This is a genomic window from Streptomyces sp. NPDC059003, assembly GCF_042740445.1.
In the GTDB taxonomy this organism is placed as follows: Bacteria; Actinomycetota; Actinomycetes; order Streptomycetales; family Streptomycetaceae; genus Streptomyces.
In genome coordinates this window covers 26276-42389 of the sequence record NZ_JBHYJH010000083.1, presented here as the reverse complement: position 1 = coordinate 42389, position 16114 = coordinate 26276, and the positions used below count along the sequence as shown (strand labels likewise).

Annotated in this window: 13 protein-coding genes; 8 read left to right on the top strand and 5 right to left on the bottom strand. The window is 72.6% G+C overall.

Going from position 1 to position 16114, the window contains the following annotated elements:
* Positions 1-80: 80 nt before the first annotated feature.
* Positions 81-1538 carry a sodium:solute symporter gene (locus ACFWZ5_RS26575; protein ID WP_384804419.1) on the bottom strand — a complete coding sequence of 486 codons (1458 nt, stop codon included), beginning with the start codon at positions 1536-1538 and terminating at the stop codon, positions 81-83.
* A gap of 134 nt (positions 1539-1672) precedes the next feature.
* On the opposite strand from ACFWZ5_RS26575, the gene ACFWZ5_RS26570 reads away from it, so the two are divergent.
* Both ACFWZ5_RS26570 and ACFWZ5_RS26565 read left to right on the top strand, forming a co-directional pair.
* A complete protein-coding gene (locus ACFWZ5_RS26570) occupies positions 1673-3493 on the top strand; it encodes a PucR family transcriptional regulator ligand-binding domain-containing protein (RefSeq protein ID WP_384804421.1) in 1821 nt (606 codons plus the stop codon).
* Between the two features lie 40 nt (positions 3494-3533).
* On the top strand, positions 3534-4319 hold the full coding sequence (locus ACFWZ5_RS26565) for a phosphatase (RefSeq protein ID WP_384804423.1): 786 nt from the start codon (positions 3534-3536) through the stop codon (positions 4317-4319).
* Positions 4320-4359: 40 nt separating this feature from the next.
* On the opposite strand, the gene ACFWZ5_RS26560 is transcribed toward ACFWZ5_RS26565, so the two are convergent.
* From ACFWZ5_RS26560 to ACFWZ5_RS26550, 3 genes are all read right to left on the bottom strand, one after another.
* The gene (locus tag ACFWZ5_RS26560; RefSeq protein WP_384804425.1) at positions 4360-5256 is read right to left on the bottom strand and encodes an acyl-CoA thioesterase; all 897 of its coding nucleotides are present in this window, start codon (positions 5254-5256) and stop codon (positions 4360-4362) included.
* Positions 5253-6410 (bottom strand): acyl-CoA dehydrogenase family protein, encoded by a 1158-nt coding sequence (locus ACFWZ5_RS26555; protein ID WP_384804427.1) that lies wholly within the window; start codon positions 6408-6410, stop codon positions 5253-5255. Before ACFWZ5_RS26555 ends, ACFWZ5_RS26560 begins: the two co-directional genes overlap by 4 nt.
* Before the next feature lie 154 nt (positions 6411-6564).
* A complete protein-coding gene (locus ACFWZ5_RS26550; RefSeq protein WP_384804429.1) occupies positions 6565-7155 on the bottom strand; it encodes a TetR/AcrR family transcriptional regulator in 591 nt (196 codons plus the stop codon).
* A gap of 84 nt (positions 7156-7239) precedes the next feature.
* Between ACFWZ5_RS26550 and ACFWZ5_RS26545 the strand changes: the two genes are divergently transcribed.
* The 4 genes from ACFWZ5_RS26545 (at position 7240) to ACFWZ5_RS26530 (ending at position 13002) form a co-directional block, all read left to right on the top strand.
* Positions 7240-8856 (top strand): carboxyl transferase domain-containing protein, encoded by a 1617-nt coding sequence (locus tag ACFWZ5_RS26545; protein ID WP_384804431.1) that lies wholly within the window; start codon positions 7240-7242, stop codon positions 8854-8856.
* Between the two features lie 65 nt (positions 8857-8921).
* Entirely contained in the window at positions 8922-10874 is a 1953-nt protein-coding gene (locus tag ACFWZ5_RS26540) for an acetyl/propionyl/methylcrotonyl-CoA carboxylase subunit alpha (RefSeq protein ID WP_384891330.1), read from the top strand.
* Positions 10871-11836 carry a hydroxymethylglutaryl-CoA lyase gene (locus tag ACFWZ5_RS26535; protein ID WP_384805625.1) on the top strand — a complete coding sequence of 322 codons (966 nt, stop codon included), beginning with the start codon at positions 10871-10873 and terminating at the stop codon, positions 11834-11836. Before ACFWZ5_RS26540 ends, ACFWZ5_RS26535 begins: the two co-directional genes overlap by 4 nt.
* Before the next feature lie 5 nt (positions 11837-11841).
* A complete protein-coding gene (locus ACFWZ5_RS26530) occupies positions 11842-13002 on the top strand; it encodes an acyl-CoA dehydrogenase family protein (RefSeq protein WP_384805627.1) in 1161 nt (386 codons plus the stop codon).
* Between the two features lie 132 nt (positions 13003-13134).
* On the opposite strand, the gene ACFWZ5_RS26525 is transcribed toward ACFWZ5_RS26530, so the two are convergent.
* Positions 13135-13740 (bottom strand): short chain dehydrogenase, encoded by a 606-nt coding sequence (locus tag ACFWZ5_RS26525; RefSeq protein WP_384805629.1) that lies wholly within the window; start codon positions 13738-13740, stop codon positions 13135-13137.
* Positions 13741-13844: 104 nt separating this feature from the next.
* On the opposite strand from ACFWZ5_RS26525, the gene ACFWZ5_RS26520 reads away from it, so the two are divergent.
* Positions 13845-14708, top strand: coding sequence for a LysR family transcriptional regulator (locus ACFWZ5_RS26520; protein ID WP_384805631.1), 864 nt, complete (start codon positions 13845-13847; stop codon positions 14706-14708).
* A gap of 108 nt (positions 14709-14816) precedes the next feature.
* A complete protein-coding gene (locus tag ACFWZ5_RS26515) occupies positions 14817-15860 on the top strand; it encodes an ABC transporter substrate-binding protein (RefSeq protein ID WP_384805633.1) in 1044 nt (347 codons plus the stop codon).
* Positions 15861-16114: the final 254 nt, after the last annotated feature.

The following is a 16114-nucleotide window of genomic DNA, read 5'->3' as shown; positions in this document are numbered from 1 at the left end:
GACGAGGCGCGCAGCGCCGGACAAAAGGGGGTCCAGGGGGCGGAGCCCCCTGGTTTCGGGAAGGGGCGGGGTGGGGGAAATCAAGCCGTCATCGACGCCTCCGGTGCCGTCACCTCAGGCGTGCGCCCAGCCAACCGCTCCCGCCACGCCGCCAACGTCACCGCATCGGTGGGCCGCGTAGCCACCGACACCCCCACGTACACCACGAGCGACGTCAACAGCCCGTAGTAGATGGGCTCGTTGGCGAGGATGCCGTAGTGCCACATCAGGCCGATGACCGACACACCACCCGCGACGACGGCGGCGAGCGCCCCGGCCCCCGTGCCACGACGCCACAGCAGCCCGCCGAGGATCGGCACGAGAAGCCCGCCCACCAGCAGGTTGTACGCGACGGTCAGCGCCTGCACGACGTCGTTGAGGGCGATGGCGACCCCGATGACGGCGACCCCCATGACGAGGATGAAGGCGCGGTTGCCCTTCACCTCGTCGTGCGGCTCCCCCTGCGCGGCAGCGCCCCGCAGCCGCGACCAGATGTCGTTGTTGGCGACGGTCGCGCAGGCGATCAGCGCCCCGGAGGAGGTGGACATCACGGCGGCGAGGGCGGCGGCGAGCACCAACCCCCGCACCCCCATGGGCAGTTCGTCCTTGACGATGGTCGCGAAGGCGGAGTCGGCGCTCGGCAGGTTCGGGTACATGACCTTCGCGGCGGTGCCGATGACGGCGCCCGCGAGCGCGTACACCAGACAGTACGTACCGGCGACGGTCCCGCCCCACCGGGCGACCTTGTCGCTGCGGGCGGTGAACACGCGCTGCCAGATGTCCTGCCCGATGAGCATGCCGAAGGTGTAGATCAGGACGTACGTGAAGATCGTCTCGCCGCCGACGCCGAGGGGCTCGAAGTACTCGCCGGGCAGCTTCGCCTTCATCTCGCCGAAGCCGCCCGCCTTGACGACGGCGATCGGGAGCAGCAGAAGCAGCACGCCGATGGTCTTCACCACGAACTGCACCATGTCGGTCAGCGTGATCGACCACATGCCGCCGAGCGTCGAGTACGCGACGACGATGGAGCCGCCGATGACGATGGCGAGCGTGCGGTTCACGTCGAAGAGGACGTCGAAGATCGTGGCGTACGCGATGGTCGAGGTGACCGCGAGCATCAGCGTGTAGCCCCACATGACGACCCCGGACAGGATGCCCGCGCGGCCGCCGTAGCGCAGGTCGAGCATCTCGGAGACGGTGTAGACCTTCAGGCGCGCGATGCGGGCGGAGAAGAACACCGAGAGGGCGAGCAGGCCGAGGCCGATGGTGAAGACCATCCAGGCGCCGGACAGGCCGTGCTGGTAGCCGAGGCCGACGCCGCCGATGGTGGAGGCGCCGCCGAGGACGATCGCGGCCATCGTGCCGGAGTACATCCACGGCCCGAGGCGGCGGCCCGCGACCAGGAACTCGGCCTTCGACTTGGCGCGGCGCATGCCCCACCAGCCCATGCCGAGCATCCCCGCGAGATACACGACGATCACTGCGTAGTCGACAGCCATGGGTATCTCTCCTTCACGTGCCTGAGGGGGACGACCTCGGTGTGACGGTCGGCACGACCCTAGGTGGCCGGAAAGCAGCGCTGAAGTGTACGTTTCATCTACTTTCCCCGGCCCGGATGGAGGGAACGTCCATCATGGCGGACCTCGCCCCACCGCCGTCGGCCCCGCCGGCCCCGCCCACTCCCCCGGTCCCGCTGACCGCCCTCCTCGCGCACGACGAGCTCGGCCTGCGCCAGATCGCGGGCCCGGCCGCGGCGGGCACCGACATCCACTGGGTGCACACGTCCGAGATGGCCGACCCGTACCCGTACCTCCTCGGCGGCGAGCTGCTGCTCACGGCGGGCGTGCACGTCCCGGACACGGACGCCGACACCCACCTGGACGCCTATGTGTCCCGCATCGTGGCGGCGGGCGGCGCGGCGCTCGGCTTCGGCGTCGCGCCGGTGCACGACACGGTGCCGCGCGCCCTGGTCGCGGCGTGCGACCGGCACGGCCTGCCGCTGCTCGAAGTGCCGCCGCGGACGACGTTCAGCGGGGTCGCGCGGGCGGTGTGGCAGCTGATGGCCGAGGCCAGGCACGCGGAGCTGCGCCGCGTCGCCCAGGCCCAGCAGGGCCTCGCCGCCGCGGCGGCGAGGCCGGACCCGGTGCCCGCCCTGCTGCGTCAACTGGCGGTGCGCCTGGGCGGGTTCGCGGCGCTGTACGCCGCCGACGGGACGGCGGCGCAGACCGCGGGCACGGAGCCGGGCCCGGCGGCACGGGCGGCGCTTGAGCGGCTCGCCGGGGTGGTACGGCATCCGGCCGAGACCGGCGGGGGCGTGCGGCATACGGCGGAGGCTGGCGGGGTGGTACGGCATCCGGCAGAGCCCGGCGGCGGCGTACGGCATCCGACGGAGCCTGGCAGGGGCGTACGACACCCGGCGGAGCCCGGCAGGGGCGTACGGCACTCATCGGAGTTCGCCGGGGCGGCACGGCACCCGGCGGAGCCGGAGGGGCGGACCGGGCCGGTGGGGCGCCCCACCCCCTCGTCCGCCACCGACACCGTCGACGGCACCCACCTCGCCGCGTACGCGCTCGCCGGGGCGCACGGGCTCGCGCTCGGCGTCGGCACGCGGCAGCGGGAGCCCGGCGACCACACGGTGGCCGGGGTCGCCGCCGTACTCCTGTCGCTGCTCACCGCCCCGCACCAGGGCGCGGCCGAGTCCGCACGCTCGGCGGCCCTCGTCCGGCTCCTGCTCGGCGCGGCCCCCCAGGACACGGCCCCCCTCCTCGGCGCCGACCACTGGACGGTGATCCACGCCCGCGCACACCGCGGCACCCACGAGCCGGGCGAGGACCGGACACCGCCCACCCCGGCGTCCCTGGCGGCGGCGCTCGGCAGCACGCTGATGGACGAACACGGCGCGGGTCCGGGCGCGGGGGACGGTGAGCGGGTCGTGCTGCTGCTTCCCGGTGACCGCGAGGTCGCCGCGCAGCGCGGGTGGGTGCTCGGGGTCTCCGCTCCCGTCGGTGTCGACGGGCTCGCCGCCGCCGACGCCCAGGCGGACCGCGCCCTGCGGCGGGCGGAGGCGACCCGCGCCGCCCTCGTGCGGCACCGGGAGACGGGCCTGGCCGCCCTGGTCGCGCCCGCCGAGGCCGACGCGCACGCGCGCGTGCTGCTCGGGCCGCTCGACGGGACCGGACCGCTGGCCGAGACCCTGCGTACGTGGCTGTCCCTGCACGGAAGCTGGGACCGCACCGCGGCCGCCCTCTCCGTGCACCGCAACACCGTGCGCCAGCGCATCGCCCGCTGCGCGGCCCTCCTCGACGCGGACCTGGACGACCCGGACGTCCGCATGGAGCTGTGGTTCGCCTTGAGCCGCCCCGAAGGGGCGCGGGGCTGTGTCTCTGAGCGGCTTCGCCGCGTGGGCGCGAACAACCCCAACGGCGCCGCACCCGAAGGACCGCCGCACCCATAACCCGCCCACGCCAGTCGTACGTGCCCGGCACAATGGACGCATGCCGATACCCAGCCGTGCCGCGCTCGTCGACCACCTCGTCCGCACCCGCATCGCGGGCGACGTCGCGACGCCGCGCGAGAACAACCTCTCCCACTACCGCAAGCTCGCGAACGGCGACCGCCACTACTGGCTGGGCCTGGAACTCGGCGACCGCTGGAGCGACGAGCAGGACGTGCTCGCGGTGATGGCCGAGCGGTGCGGCGTGATCGACGACCCGGAGCACCGTCTTGGCCAGGACACCATCGACCCGGAGCTGACGGTCGACGCCCTGGAGCGGATGGCGGGCCGGCTGCGCAAGGCCGCGTCCGCGAAGGAGCGGGTGCTCTTCGCGACCGGCCACCCCGGGGGCCTGCTCGACGTGCACCGCGCGACGGCGGCCGCGCTGCGCGCCGCGGGCTGCGAGGTCGTCGTCATCCCGGAGGGGCTCACGGCGGACGAGGGGTTCGTGTTCCAGTTCGCGGACGTGGCGGTCCTGGAGCGCGGCGCGACGCTGTGGCACACGCACTCGCCGGAGCCGATGAACGCGATCCTCGACGGACTCCTGCGCGAGGAGCGCCCGCTGCCGGACCTGGTCGTCGCCGACCACGGCTGGGCGGGCCGCGCGGGCCAGCGCGGCATCGACTCCGTGGGGTACGCGGACTGCAACGACCCGGCCCTGTTCATCGCCGAGGCGGAGGGCACGGTGCAGGTGACGGTGCCGCTGGACGACCATGTGACGAGCCCGCGGTTCTACGACCCGCTGACGGCGTATCTGCTGGACCAGGCGGGCCTGGTGACCGACTGAAGGCCGCGGAGCGGCCGCCCGCCCTCGGGCCGGCCGCGCCCTAGGCCGACGGCCCCCGCTCCCGGGGAACCCGGATGACCCCCTCCTGGATGACGGTCACCGCGAGCTTCCCGTCCTGCGTCCAGATCCGCGCCTGCCCAAGGCCACGGCCGGCCCCCGCCGAGGGCGACTCCTGGTCGTACAGGAGCCACTCGTCGGCCCGGAACGGCCGGTGGAACCACATCGCGTGGTCGAGCGAGGCCCCGACCACGTCCCCGACGGCCCACCCGCCGCGCCCGTGCGCGAGCAGCACGGAGTCGAGCAGCGTCATGTCGGACACGTACGTGGCGAGGCACAGGTGCAGGAGCGACCCCGCGGGCTCCGCGTCGAGCTTGCCGTTGGTGCGGAACCACACCTGGGAGTGCGGCTCGCGGGGCTGCCCGACGGTGCCCCACGGCGGCGCCTCCGCGTACCGCAGGTCGACGGCGGCGCGGGCCTCGACGAGCCGCTGGGCGACCCCCGCGGGCAGATGGCGCGGCAGCATCTCGGCGGCCGTCTCCAGGCTCTCCGGGTCCGGCGCTGCCGGCATCCGGACCTGGTGTTCGAGCCCCTCCTCGTACGCCTGGAACGACGCCGACAGATGGAAGATCGGCTGTCCGTGCTGCACGGCGACGACCCGGCGCGTGGTGAAGGAGCGGCCGTCGCGGATGCGGTCGACGGTGTAGACGATGGGCGCGCCCGCGTCGCCGGGGCGCAGGAAGTACGCGTGCAGCGAGTGCGCGGCCCGGTCGCCGGGCACGGTGCGGCCCGCGGCGACGAGGGCCTGGGCCGCGACCTGCCCGCCGAAGACCCGCGGCACCAGCGCCGACCGGCTCTCGCCGCGGAAGATGTCCTGCTCGATCCGCTCCAGGTCGAGCAGCTCGATCAGGGCGTCCAGAGGTCCGAGGGGCTCGCTCACAGCCCCATGTCCTTCGCGATGATCATCTTCATGACCTCGCTCGTGCCGCCGTAGATGCGGTTGACCCGGTTGTCGGCGTACAGCCGGGCGATCGGGTACTCGTTCATGAAGCCGTAGCCGCCGTGCAGCTGGAGGCAGCGGTCGATGACGCGGTGTGCGACCTCGGTGCAGAACAGCTTCGCGGACGCGGCCTCGGCCGGGGTCAGCTCGCCCGCGTCCAGGGCCTCCAGGGCGCGGTCGGCGACGGCCTGCGCGGCGTCCACCTCGGCCTGGCAGGCGGCCAGCTCGAACTTGGTGTTCTGGAAGGAGGCGACGGACTTGCCGAAGACGGTGCGCTCCTGGACGTACTCCTTGGCGAACCGCACGGCGGCCTTGGCCTGAGCGTAGGCGCCGAAGGCGATGCCCCAGCGCTCGGACGCCAGGTTGTGCCCGAGGTAGCCGAAGCCCTTGTTCTCCTCGCCGAGCAGGTCCTCGACCGGGACCTTGACGTCGACGAAGGCCAGCTCGGCGGTGTCGGAGACCTTCAGGCCGAGCTTGTCGAGCTTGCGGCCGACCGAGTAGCCCTCGGCCTTGGTGTCGACGGCGAACAGCGAGATGCCGAAGCGGCGGTCGTCCTCGCGCGGCGCGGAGGTGCGGGCGCACACGATCACGCGGTCGGCGTGCACGCCGCCGGTGATGAAGGTCTTGGCGCCGTTGAGGACGTAGTGCGTGCCGTCGTCGGAGAGCTTCGCGGTGGTCTTCATCCCGGCGACGTCGGAGCCGGTGCCCGGCTCGGTCATGGCGAGGGCCCACATCTCCTCTCCGGTGACGAACTTCGGCAGGAAGCGCTTCTTCTGCTCGTCGGTGGCGAGCATCTGGAGGTAGGGCAGGCCCAGCAGCACGTGCACGCCGGAGCCGCCGAAGGAGACGCCCGCGCGGGCCGTCTCCTCGTACATGACCGCCTCGAACTTGTGCGAGTCGATGCCCGCGCCGCCGTACTCCTCCTCGACGCGGATGCCGAAGACGCCGAGGTCACCGAGCTTGTGGTAGAAGTCGCGGGGCGCCTGGCCCGCCGCGTACCAGTCGTCGTAGACCGGGACGACCTCGGCCTCGATGAAGGCCCGGACGGTCTCCCGGAAGGCCTCGTGGTCCTCGTTGAAAACGGTACGCCGCACGGTTCGCTCCCTCGACTAAGCGCTTGCTCAGCCTTGACGTTACCCGCGGGTTACTGTGACCGTCCAGAGCCATAACTGTCACGGGAGCAGTCGAAGCCCGTCCGGCGATCGAGGACGAGCCAGGCCGAAGGCCGCGATCGACGGCGCCCCACGACTACGCTGCCGCCGCGGCCAGGGCTCCCCGCGCGAGCCGGTGCAGCAGCCGCGCCATGTCCTCACGCCCGGGCAGGGACCCCGGCCGCCCGAGGTGCGGCGTCGAGTTCAGCAGCCCGAAGACCGCGTGGACGGACGCCCGCGCCTCCGCCTCGGCGAGCCCCGGATACACCTCGCGGACCGCCGTCACCCACAGCTCCACGTACTGCCGCTGGAGCTGGCGCACCATCTTGCGGTCGCTGTCCCGCAGGCGGTCCAGCTCGCGGTCGTGGAGAGTGATGAGCGGGCGGTCGTCGAGGGCGAAGTCGATATGGCCCTCGATGAGCGAGTCCAGGGCCGCCTCCGGCGCGCCCGCGGCCTCGGCGGCGCGCCGCTTGCCGCCGGTGAGCAGCTGCTCGCTGATGCCGACGAGCAGCTCGGCGAGCATCGCGTCCTTGCCCGAGAAGTGCCGGTAGAGACCGGGCCCGCTGATGCCGACGGCGGCGCCTATCTCGTCGACGCCGACGCCGTGGAAGCCGCGCTCGGCGAACAGGCGGGCGGCTTCCTTGAGGATCTGCTCGCGGCGGGTGGGGGCGTCGGTCCTGGTGGCCATGGAAACAATTCTAGACAGCGCGGTTAGCGGTCGTTAACCTTACGAGCAGACGTTAACGCTCACTAACCATGGGAGCACAAGCGGATGCAACAGGCACCGGTCCTCGCGAGCGCGGCAGACCCCGCCTCGGACGCCTGGCGGTCGAACGAGTCGGCGCACCGCGCCCTCGTCGACGAGCTGCGCGGCAAGCTGGCCGCGGCCCGGCTCGGCGGCGGCGAGAAGGCGCGGGCGCGGCACACCGCGCGCGGCAAGCTCCTTCCGCGCGACCGGGTGGACGCCCTCCTTGACCCCGGGTCCCCGTTCCTGGAGCTGGCGCCGCTTGCCGCCGACGGGATGTACGACGGACAGGCGCCGGCCGCCGGCGTCATCGCGGGCGTCGGCCGGGTCAGCGGCCGCGACTGCGTGATCGTCGCGAACGACGCCACCGTCAAGGGCGGCACGTACTACCCGATGACGGTCAAGAAGCACCTGCGCGCCCAGGAGATCGCCCTGGAGAACCGCCTGCCGTGCGTGTACCTGGTGGACTCGGGCGGCGCCTTCCTGCCGATGCAGGACGAGGTCTTCCCCGACCGGGAGCACTTCGGGCGGATCTTCTACAACCAGGCGCGGATGTCGGGCGCGGGCATCCCGCAGATCGCGGCGGTCCTCGGCTCCTGCACGGCGGGCGGCGCGTACGTCCCGGCGATGAGCGACGAGGCCGTCATCGTCCGCAACCAGGGCACGATCTTCCTGGGCGGCCCGCCCCTGGTGAAGGCCGCCACCGGCGAGGTCGTGACCGCCGAGGAGCTGGGCGGCGGCGAGGTCCACTCCCGCGTCTCCGGAGTGACCGACCACCTCGCGGAGGACGACCCGCACGCCCTGCGGATCGTGCGCACCATCGTCTCCACGCTTCCCGCGCGCGGCGCCCTCCCCTGGGAGGTCCGCCCCGTCGAGGAGCCGAAGGTCGACCCGCTCGGCCTGTACGGCGCGGTGCCGGTGGACTCCCGCACCCCCTACGACGTACGCGAGGTCATCGCGCGCGTGGTCGACGGCTCCCGCTTCGCGGAGTTCAAGTCGGAGTACGGCCAGACCCTGGTGACCGGCTTCGCGCACATCCACGGCCACCCGGTCGGGATCGTCGCGAACAACGGCATCCTGTTCTCCGAGTCCGCCCAGAAGGGCGCCCACTTCATCGAGCTGTGCGACCAGCGCGGCATCCCGCTGGTGTTCCTGCAGAACATCTCCGGCTTCATGGTGGGCCGGGACTACGAGGCGGGCGGCATCGCCAAGCACGGCGCGAAGATGGTCACCGCCGTGGCCTGCGCGCGCGTGCCGAAGCTGACCGTCGTGGTGGGCGGCTCCTACGGAGCGGGCAACTACTCGATGTGCGGCCGGGCCTACTCGCCCCGCTTCCTGTGGATGTGGCCCAACGCCAAGATCTCCGTGATGGGCGGCGAGCAGGCCGCGTCCGTCCTCGCGACCGTCAAGCGCGACCAGTTGGAGGCGCGCGGCGAGCAGTGGTCGACGGACGACGAGGAGGCCTTCAAGGCCCCGGTCCGCGCGCAGTACGAGGAGCAGGGCAACGCCTACTACGCCACGGCGCGGCTGTGGGACGACGGCGTCATCGACCCGCTGGAGACCCGCCAGGTGCTCGGCCTGGCCCTGACCGCCTGTGCCGGTGCGCCCCTGGGCGAGCGCGGCTTCGGCATCTTCCGGATGTGAGGGGTACGCACGCGATGAGCACGCACAGGACGAGTACGTACGGGACGAGTACGCACGGGACGAGCATGTTCGACACGGTCCTCGTGGCCAACCGCGGCGAGATCGCCGTCCGCGTCATCCGTACGCTGCGCTCCCTCGGCATCCGCTCGGTGGCCGTCCACTCCGACGCGGACGCCGACGCCCGGCACGTGCGCGAGGCCGACACGGCGGTGCGCATCGGCCCGCCCCCGGCCGCCGAGAGCTACCTCTCGGCCGACCGCCTCCTTGAGGCCGCCGCCGCGTCCGGCGCCCAGGCCGTCCACCCCGGGTACGGTTTCCTCGCGGAGAACGCCGCGTTCGCCGCGGCCTGCGCGGACGCGGGCCTCGCCTTCATCGGGCCGCCCGCCTCCGCGATCGACCTCATGGGCGACAAGATCCGCGCCAAGGAGACGGTGCGCGCCGCCGGGGTGCCGGTGGTCCCCGGCTCGTCCGGCAGCGGCCTCACCGACGCCGAACTCACGGCGGCCGCGCGGGAGATCGGCACGCCGGTCCTGCTGAAGCCGTCCGCGGGCGGCGGCGGCAAGGGCATGCGCCTGGTCCGCGACGCCGCGCTCCTCGGCGAGGAGATCGCGGCCGCCCGGCGTGAGGCGCGCGCCTCCTTCGGCGACGACACGCTCCTCGTGGAGCGCTGGGTCGACCGCCCCCGGCACATCGAGATCCAGGTCCTCGCCGACGCCCACGGCAACGTCGTCCACCTCGGCGAGCGCGAGTGCTCCCTCCAGCGCCGCCACCAGAAGATCATCGAGGAGGCGCCGAGCGTCCTGCTCGACGAGGCGACGCGCGCCGCGATGGGTGCCGCCGCGGTGGAGGCGGCGCGCTCCTGCGGTTACGTGGGTGCGGGCACCGTCGAGTTCATCGTCCCGGGCGCCGACCCGTCCGCGTACTACTTCATGGAGATGAACACCCGCCTCCAGGTCGAGCACCCCGTGACCGAGCTGATCACGGGCCTGGACCTGGTGGAGTGGCAGCTGCGGGTGGCGGCGGGCGAGCACCTGCCCTTCACGCAGGACGACGTCACGCTCACCGGGCACGCGGTGGAGGCCCGCATCTGCGCCGAAACCGTGTCCATGAAAGAGGGCGCGCGCGGTTTCCTGCCGTCCGGCGGCACGGTCCTCATGCTGCGCGAGCCCTCCGGCGACGGCGTGCGCACCGACTCCGGCCTCAGCGAGGGAACGGAGGTCGGCAGCCTGTACGACCCGATGCTGTCGAAGGTCATCGCGTACGGGCCCGACCGCGCGACGGCCCTGCGCAAGCTGCGCGCCGCGCTCGCGGAGACGGTGATTCTCGGGGTGCCGACGAACACCGGGTTCCTGCGGAGGCTGCTTGCCCATCCGGCCGTGGTGGCTGGGGAGTTGGACACGGGTCTGGTGGAGCGCGAGGCGGAGTCGCTGGTGGACGGGGAGGTACCGGCTGAGGTGTACCGGGCCGCTGCGCTGGCTCGGGTGAGCACCGCCGCCAAGGACACCGGGAGTTGGGTGGACCCCTTCTCCGTGCCCAATGGGTGGCGGCTCGGCGGTGAAGCCGCGTGGACCGTGCACCACTTGCGGGTGCCGGGGCACGATCCCGTATCCGTACGCACCCGGTTCACCGCCGACGGCAGCGTCGAGGTCGACTCCGGGGAGCCCCCGGCAGGGCCCCACCGCTACCACCGCGCCGGCACCTGGCTCGGCCGCGACGGCGACGCCTGGGACGTACGCGACCACGACCCCGTGGAAGCCGCGCTCACCGGCGCCGCCCACACCGGCGCCGACGCCCTCACCGCCCCCATGCCCGGCACCGTCACCGTCGTCAAGGTCGCCCCCGGGGACCGGGTCACCGCGGGCCAGAGCCTCCTCGTCGTGGAGGCGATGAAGATGGAGCACGTCATCTCGGCCCCGCACGCCGGCACCGTCACCGAGCTCGACGTCACCCCGGGCACCACGGTCGCCATGGACCAGGTGCTCGCCGTCGTGACCCCCGCAGAGGAGGACGCGGCATGACCGCAGGACCCGGCCGACTGCCCATGGTCGTACCGACCCAGGACCTGCCGCCCCGCGTCCGCATCCACGAGGTGGGTGCCCGCGACGGCCTGCAGAACGAGAAGACGGCGGTCCCGACGGAGGTGAAGGCGGAGTTCGTGCACCGCCTCGCCGACGCGGGCCTGACCACGATCGAGGCGACGAGCTTCGTGCACCCCAAGTGGGTGCCCCAACTGGCCGACGCGGAGCGGCTCTTCCCGATGATCCGGGACATCGAGGGCGTCCACCTGCCCGTCCTCGTCCCCAACAACCGCGGCCTCGACCGCGCCCTCGCGCTCGGCGCCCGCCGCGTCGCCGTGTTCGCCAGCGCCACCGAGTCCTTCGCCAAGGCCAATCTGAACCGCACGGTGGACGAGGCCCTCGCGATGTTCGAGCCGGTGGTGGCGCACGCCAAGGACGCGGAGGCGGCGCACGACCGCGTCCACGTACGCGGCTACCTCTCCATGTGCTTCGGCGACCCGTGGGAGGGCGCGGTGCCCGTCGCCCAGGTCGTCCGCGTCTGCAAGGCGCTCGTCGACATGGGCTGCGACGAGCTGAGCCTCGGCGACACGATCGGCGTCGCGACGCCGGGCCACGTGCAGGCACTGCTCGCCGCGCTCAACGAACAGGGCGTGCCGACCGACCGGATCGGCGTGCACTTCCACGACACGTACGGCCAGGCGCTCGCCAACACCCTGGCCGCGCTCCAGCACGGAGTGACCACCGTGGACGCCTCCGCGGGCGGCCTCGGCGGCTGCCCGTTCGCGAAGAGCGCCACCGGAAACCTCGCCACCGAAGACCTCGTGTGGATGCTTCACGGCCTCGGCATCGAGACCGGGGTCGACCTCGGCCGTCTCACCGCGACCAGCGTCTGGATGGCCGACCAGCTGGGCCGACCGAGCCCGTCCCGCACCGTGCGTGCCCTCTCCCACAAGGAGCAGTGATCCCCATGGACCACCACCTCTCCCCCGAACACGAGGAACTCCGGCGCACCGTCGAGGAGTTCGCCCACGACGTGGTCGCCCCGAAGATCGGCGACTTCTACGAGCGGCACGAGTTCCCGTACGAGATCGTGCGCGAGATGGGCCGCATGGGCCTGTTCGGCCTGCCGTTCCCGGAGGAGTACGGCGGCATGGGCGGCGACTATCTGGCGCTCGGCATCGCCCTGGAGGAGCTGGCGCGCGTCGACTCGTCCGTGGCGATCACGCTGGAGGCGGGCGTCTCGCTCGGCGCCATGCCGCTGCATCTGTTCGGCACCGAGGAGCAGAAGCGGGAGTGGCTGCCGCGGCTTTGCTCCGGCGAGATCCTGGGCGCCTTCGGCCTGACGGAGCCGGACGGCGGCTCGGACGCGGGCGGTACGCGGACGACGGCGCGCCTGGACGAGGCCACGGGCGAGTGGGTCATCAACGGCACGAAGTGCTTCATCACCAACTCGGGCACGGACATCACGGGCCTGGTGACGGTGACGGCGGTGACGGGCCGCACCGACGAGGGCAAGCCGCTGATCTCCTCGATCATCGTGCCGTCCGGGACGCCGGGCTTCACCGTCGCGGCGCCGTACTCGAAGGTCGGCTGGAACGCGTCGGACACGCGGGAGCTGTCGTTCTCCGACGTGCGCGTGCCGAAGGCGAACCTCCTCGGCGAACCGGGCCGCGGGTACGCCCAGTTCCTGCGCATCCTCGACGAGGGCCGCATCGCGATCGCGGCGCTCGGGACGGGGCTCGCGCAGGGCTGTGTCGACGAGTCGGTGAAGTACGCCAAGGAGCGGCTCGCGTTCGGCCGGCCGATCGGCTCCAACCAGGCCATCCAGTTCAAGATCGCCGACATGGAGATGAAGGCGCACACGTCCCGCCTGGCGTGGCGCGACGCGGCGTCCCGGCTCGTCGCCGGGGAGCCCTTCAAGAAGGAGGCGGCCCTCGCGAAGCTGTACTCGTCGACGGTCGCCGTCGACAACGCCCGCGAGGCCACGCAGATCCACGGCGGCTACGGCTTCATGAACGAGTACCCGGTCGCCCGGATGTGGCGGGACTCCAAGATCCTGGAGATCGGCGAGGGCACCAGTGAGGTGCAGCGGATGCTGATCGCTCGCGAGCTGGGGCTCACGAGCTGAGGGGGGCCGTCTTCTCCCCCACCCGCCCGCCCTTCCTGTGGCCGCAGCCCCAGTCCCCGCCGTCTCGGATGGGGCTGCGCCCCTTTCCCCCCTTGTTGGCGCTTCGCGCCTCGTCCTCAAACGCCGGACGGGCTAGTTCCAGCCCGCCTTGTAGATCTGTCCCGTCTGGGCGCCCTCGACCGCGCGGACGTATGCCGTCGCTACGCGTGCTGCCGGGACGGGCTCCATGCCTGCGAAGAACGGGCCGTAGGCGGGGAGGGACTCCTCGGCCACCGTCGGGCTCACCGCGTTGATCCGCCGGGGCGGGAGCTCGATGGCGGCGGCGCGTACGAACGCCTCGACCGCGCCGTTGGCCGCGGACGCGGCGGCTCCCGCCACGATCGGTTCCTCCGTCAGGATCCCGCTGACCAGCGTGAACGATCCGGTCGCCGCCACGTGTCCGGCGCCCTGGCGGACCAGTTCGAGCTGGCTGAGGGCCTTGCCGCGGAACGTCGCCGCGAAGTCGTCCGCGGTGAGGTCGGCCAGCGGCTTGAACACGGCGTCGCCCGCCGCGACGGCCACCGCGTCCAGCGGGCCGGCCTGCGCGTACATCCCGGCGACGGCCTCCGGGTCGGTGACGTCGCAGACGAGGTCGCCGCCGGTGCGGCCCACGCCGATCACGTCGTGGCCGCGCTCCGCGAGCGCCGTGCGTACCGCGGAGCCCAGCGTGCCGCCCGCGCCGACCAGAAGAATCCTCATGACTCACCCTCCGATGTGTGCTGCTCGGTTGCTGCCCGGCCGACGCTACGGATCGGTTCGCGCGCCCGGAAATGCCGTCTGGGCAGCGACTATGCTTCCCGTGCATGGATGTGGAGCTGCGTCACCTCAAGGCCCTTGCCGCCATCGCCGACGCGGGCACCGTCACCGCCGCGGCCGCCCGCCTTCACATGACGCAGCCCGCCCTCTCCCGCACGCTCGCCCAGTTGGAGGCGCGCGTGGGGGTGCGCCTGGTCGACCGTTCGTCGCGGCGGCTCGACCTCACCGCGGCCGGGGCGACCCTGCTCGGGCACGGGCGCGCCATCCTCGCGCACGTCGACGCGGCGCTCGCCGACACCCGGGCCGTCGACCGGCCGCTGCGGCTCGGCTACACGTGCGCGGTCCTCGGGCAGCAGACCGTGCCGCTGCTGCGCTCGTGGCGGCGGTCCCATCCGCACGCGCCGCTCGAAGTCGTCCGGCAGGACAACAGCACCGCGGGCCTGGCCACCGGCGACACCGACGTGGCGGTGCTCCGCACCGTCCCCGCCGACCCGCGCATCCGCACCGAGGCCCTGTACGTCGAGGACCGGGTCGCCGCCCTGCCCGACGACCACCCGCTCGCGGACCGCGACCGGGTGCGCCTCGCGGAGCTCTCCGCGGGCCCGCCCCTGCCGCTGGCCCTGTGGCCGGAAACCGGCACCGCGTCGGTGGATCTGTGGCCCCCGGCGCAGCGCCCGGACCGCACGGTCGAGGTGCGCAACGTCGACGAGTGGCTGAATCTCGTCGCCACGGGCGGCGCGTTCGGCGTCGGCGCCGCGGGCACGGCGGAGAGCCACGGCCACCCGGGCGTCCGCTTCGTCCCCCTGGCCGACGCCCCCGCCGCGACGGTCTACCTCGCGCATCCCGCCCATCCCACGCACCCGCGCACGGAGGAGTTCCTCGCGGCGGTACGGGAGGTGGTCAGCGCCTGAGGCCTTTCCGGCCGGGGCCCCGGGGCACCGCTGGACATCAGGGAAGGTTAGGTTAACCTAAGCACGAAATTCGGCCAGCGGCTCCCGCCCGTACGAAAGCAGAGACCCATGCCCCGTCTCCCCCAGCCCTCCCGTCGCGGCATCCTCGCCGCGGGCGGTGCCCTCGGGCTCACCGCCGTCCTCGCCGCCTGCGGGGACGAGAAGGCCGACAAGAAGGGCGGCGGCAGCGGCTCGGGCAAGGACAGCGGCCCCTGGTCGTTCAAGGACGACCGCGGCAAGACGGCGAAGAAGGACTCCACGCCGAAGAACATCGTCGCGTTCACCGGCGTCGCCGCCGCGCTGTACGACTACGGCATCGAGGTCAAGGGCGTCTTCGGCCCGACGAAGACCAAGGACGGCAAGCCGGACGTCCAGGCCGGCGACATGGACATCAGCAAGCTGACGATCCTCGGCAACGCGTGGGACCAGTTCAACATCGAGAAGTACGTGGGCCTCCAGCCGGACGTGCTCATCTCCACGATGTTCGACGACGCGGGCACCCTCTGGTACGTCCCCGAGGCGTCCAAGGACAAGATCCTCAAGCTCGCCCCGAGCGTCGGCATCTCGGTCTACGACCGCCAGATGACCAAGCCCCTGGAGCGGCTGCTCGCGCTCGCCGAGTCGCTCGGCGCGGACGTCACGGCCGACAAGGTCGTCAAGGCGAAGAAGCGGTTCGAGGCCGCGGCGGAGCGGCTGCGCAAGGCCGCGAAGTCCCGTCCGGAGATCAAGGTCCTGGTCGGCTCCGCGAGCGCCGACATCTTCTACGTCTCCGGCTCCAACCTCTCCGCCGACCTGGAGTACTTCAAGGCCCTCGGCGTGAACCTCGTCGAGCCGCCGGCCAAGGCCCTGAAGGCGAGCGGCGGCTGGTTCGAGAACCTGTCGTGGGAGAACGTCGACAAGTACGAGGCCGACGTCATCATGATGGACAACCGCACCTCGGCCCTCCAGCCGGAGGGCCTGGCCAAGCAGAAGCCGACCTGGGGCAAGCTTCCCGCCGTCAAGGCGGGCCAGGTGATCCCCCGGGTGACCGAGCCGATCTTCTCGTACGACAAGTGCGCGCCGATCCTCGAGGACCTGGCCAAGGCCATCGAAAAGGCCAAGAAGGTCGCCTGACCATCACCCCCACCCACCCGCCCTTTCCTGGGGCTCCGCCCCAGACCCCGCTCCTCAAACGCCGGAGGGGCTGAATCCTGCCGCAAGATCCAGCCCGCCCGGCGTTTGAGGGCGAGCCGCGAAGCGGCGATAAGGCGGGGGTGCTAGGGGGCGCAGCTCCCTAGTTCGGGAAGGGGCGGGCCTGGGGCGCCCCGCGAGGGACACCCACCCGCACCCCCCACCAGAGCCGTCCACCCGCACCCCGCGGGGGACGG

Coding starts and splice junctions, on each gene's coding strand:
- ACFWZ5_RS26575 (WP_384804419.1), bottom strand. CDS start 1,538: ATGGCTGTCGACTACGCAGTGATCGTCGTGTATCTCGCGGGGATGCTC.
- ACFWZ5_RS26570 (WP_384804421.1), top strand. CDS start 1,673: ATGGCGGACCTCGCCCCACCGCCGTCGGCCCCGCCGGCCCCGCCCACT.
- ACFWZ5_RS26565 (WP_384804423.1), top strand. CDS start 3,534: ATGCCGATACCCAGCCGTGCCGCGCTCGTCGACCACCTCGTCCGCACC.
- ACFWZ5_RS26550 (WP_384804429.1), bottom strand. CDS start 7,155: ATGGCCACCAGGACCGACGCCCCCACCCGCCGCGAGCAGATCCTCAAG.
- ACFWZ5_RS26545 (WP_384804431.1), top strand. CDS start 7,240: ATGCAACAGGCACCGGTCCTCGCGAGCGCGGCAGACCCCGCCTCGGAC.
- ACFWZ5_RS26540 (WP_384891330.1), top strand. CDS start 8,922: ATGTTCGACACGGTCCTCGTGGCCAACCGCGGCGAGATCGCCGTCCGC.
- ACFWZ5_RS26535 (WP_384805625.1), top strand. CDS start 10,871: ATGACCGCAGGACCCGGCCGACTGCCCATGGTCGTACCGACCCAGGAC.
- ACFWZ5_RS26530 (WP_384805627.1), top strand. CDS start 11,842: ATGGACCACCACCTCTCCCCCGAACACGAGGAACTCCGGCGCACCGTC.
- ACFWZ5_RS26525 (WP_384805629.1), bottom strand. CDS start 13,740: ATGAGGATTCTTCTGGTCGGCGCGGGCGGCACGCTGGGCTCCGCGGTA.
- ACFWZ5_RS26520 (WP_384805631.1), top strand. CDS start 13,845: ATGGATGTGGAGCTGCGTCACCTCAAGGCCCTTGCCGCCATCGCCGAC.
- ACFWZ5_RS26515 (WP_384805633.1), top strand. CDS start 14,817: ATGCCCCGTCTCCCCCAGCCCTCCCGTCGCGGCATCCTCGCCGCGGGC.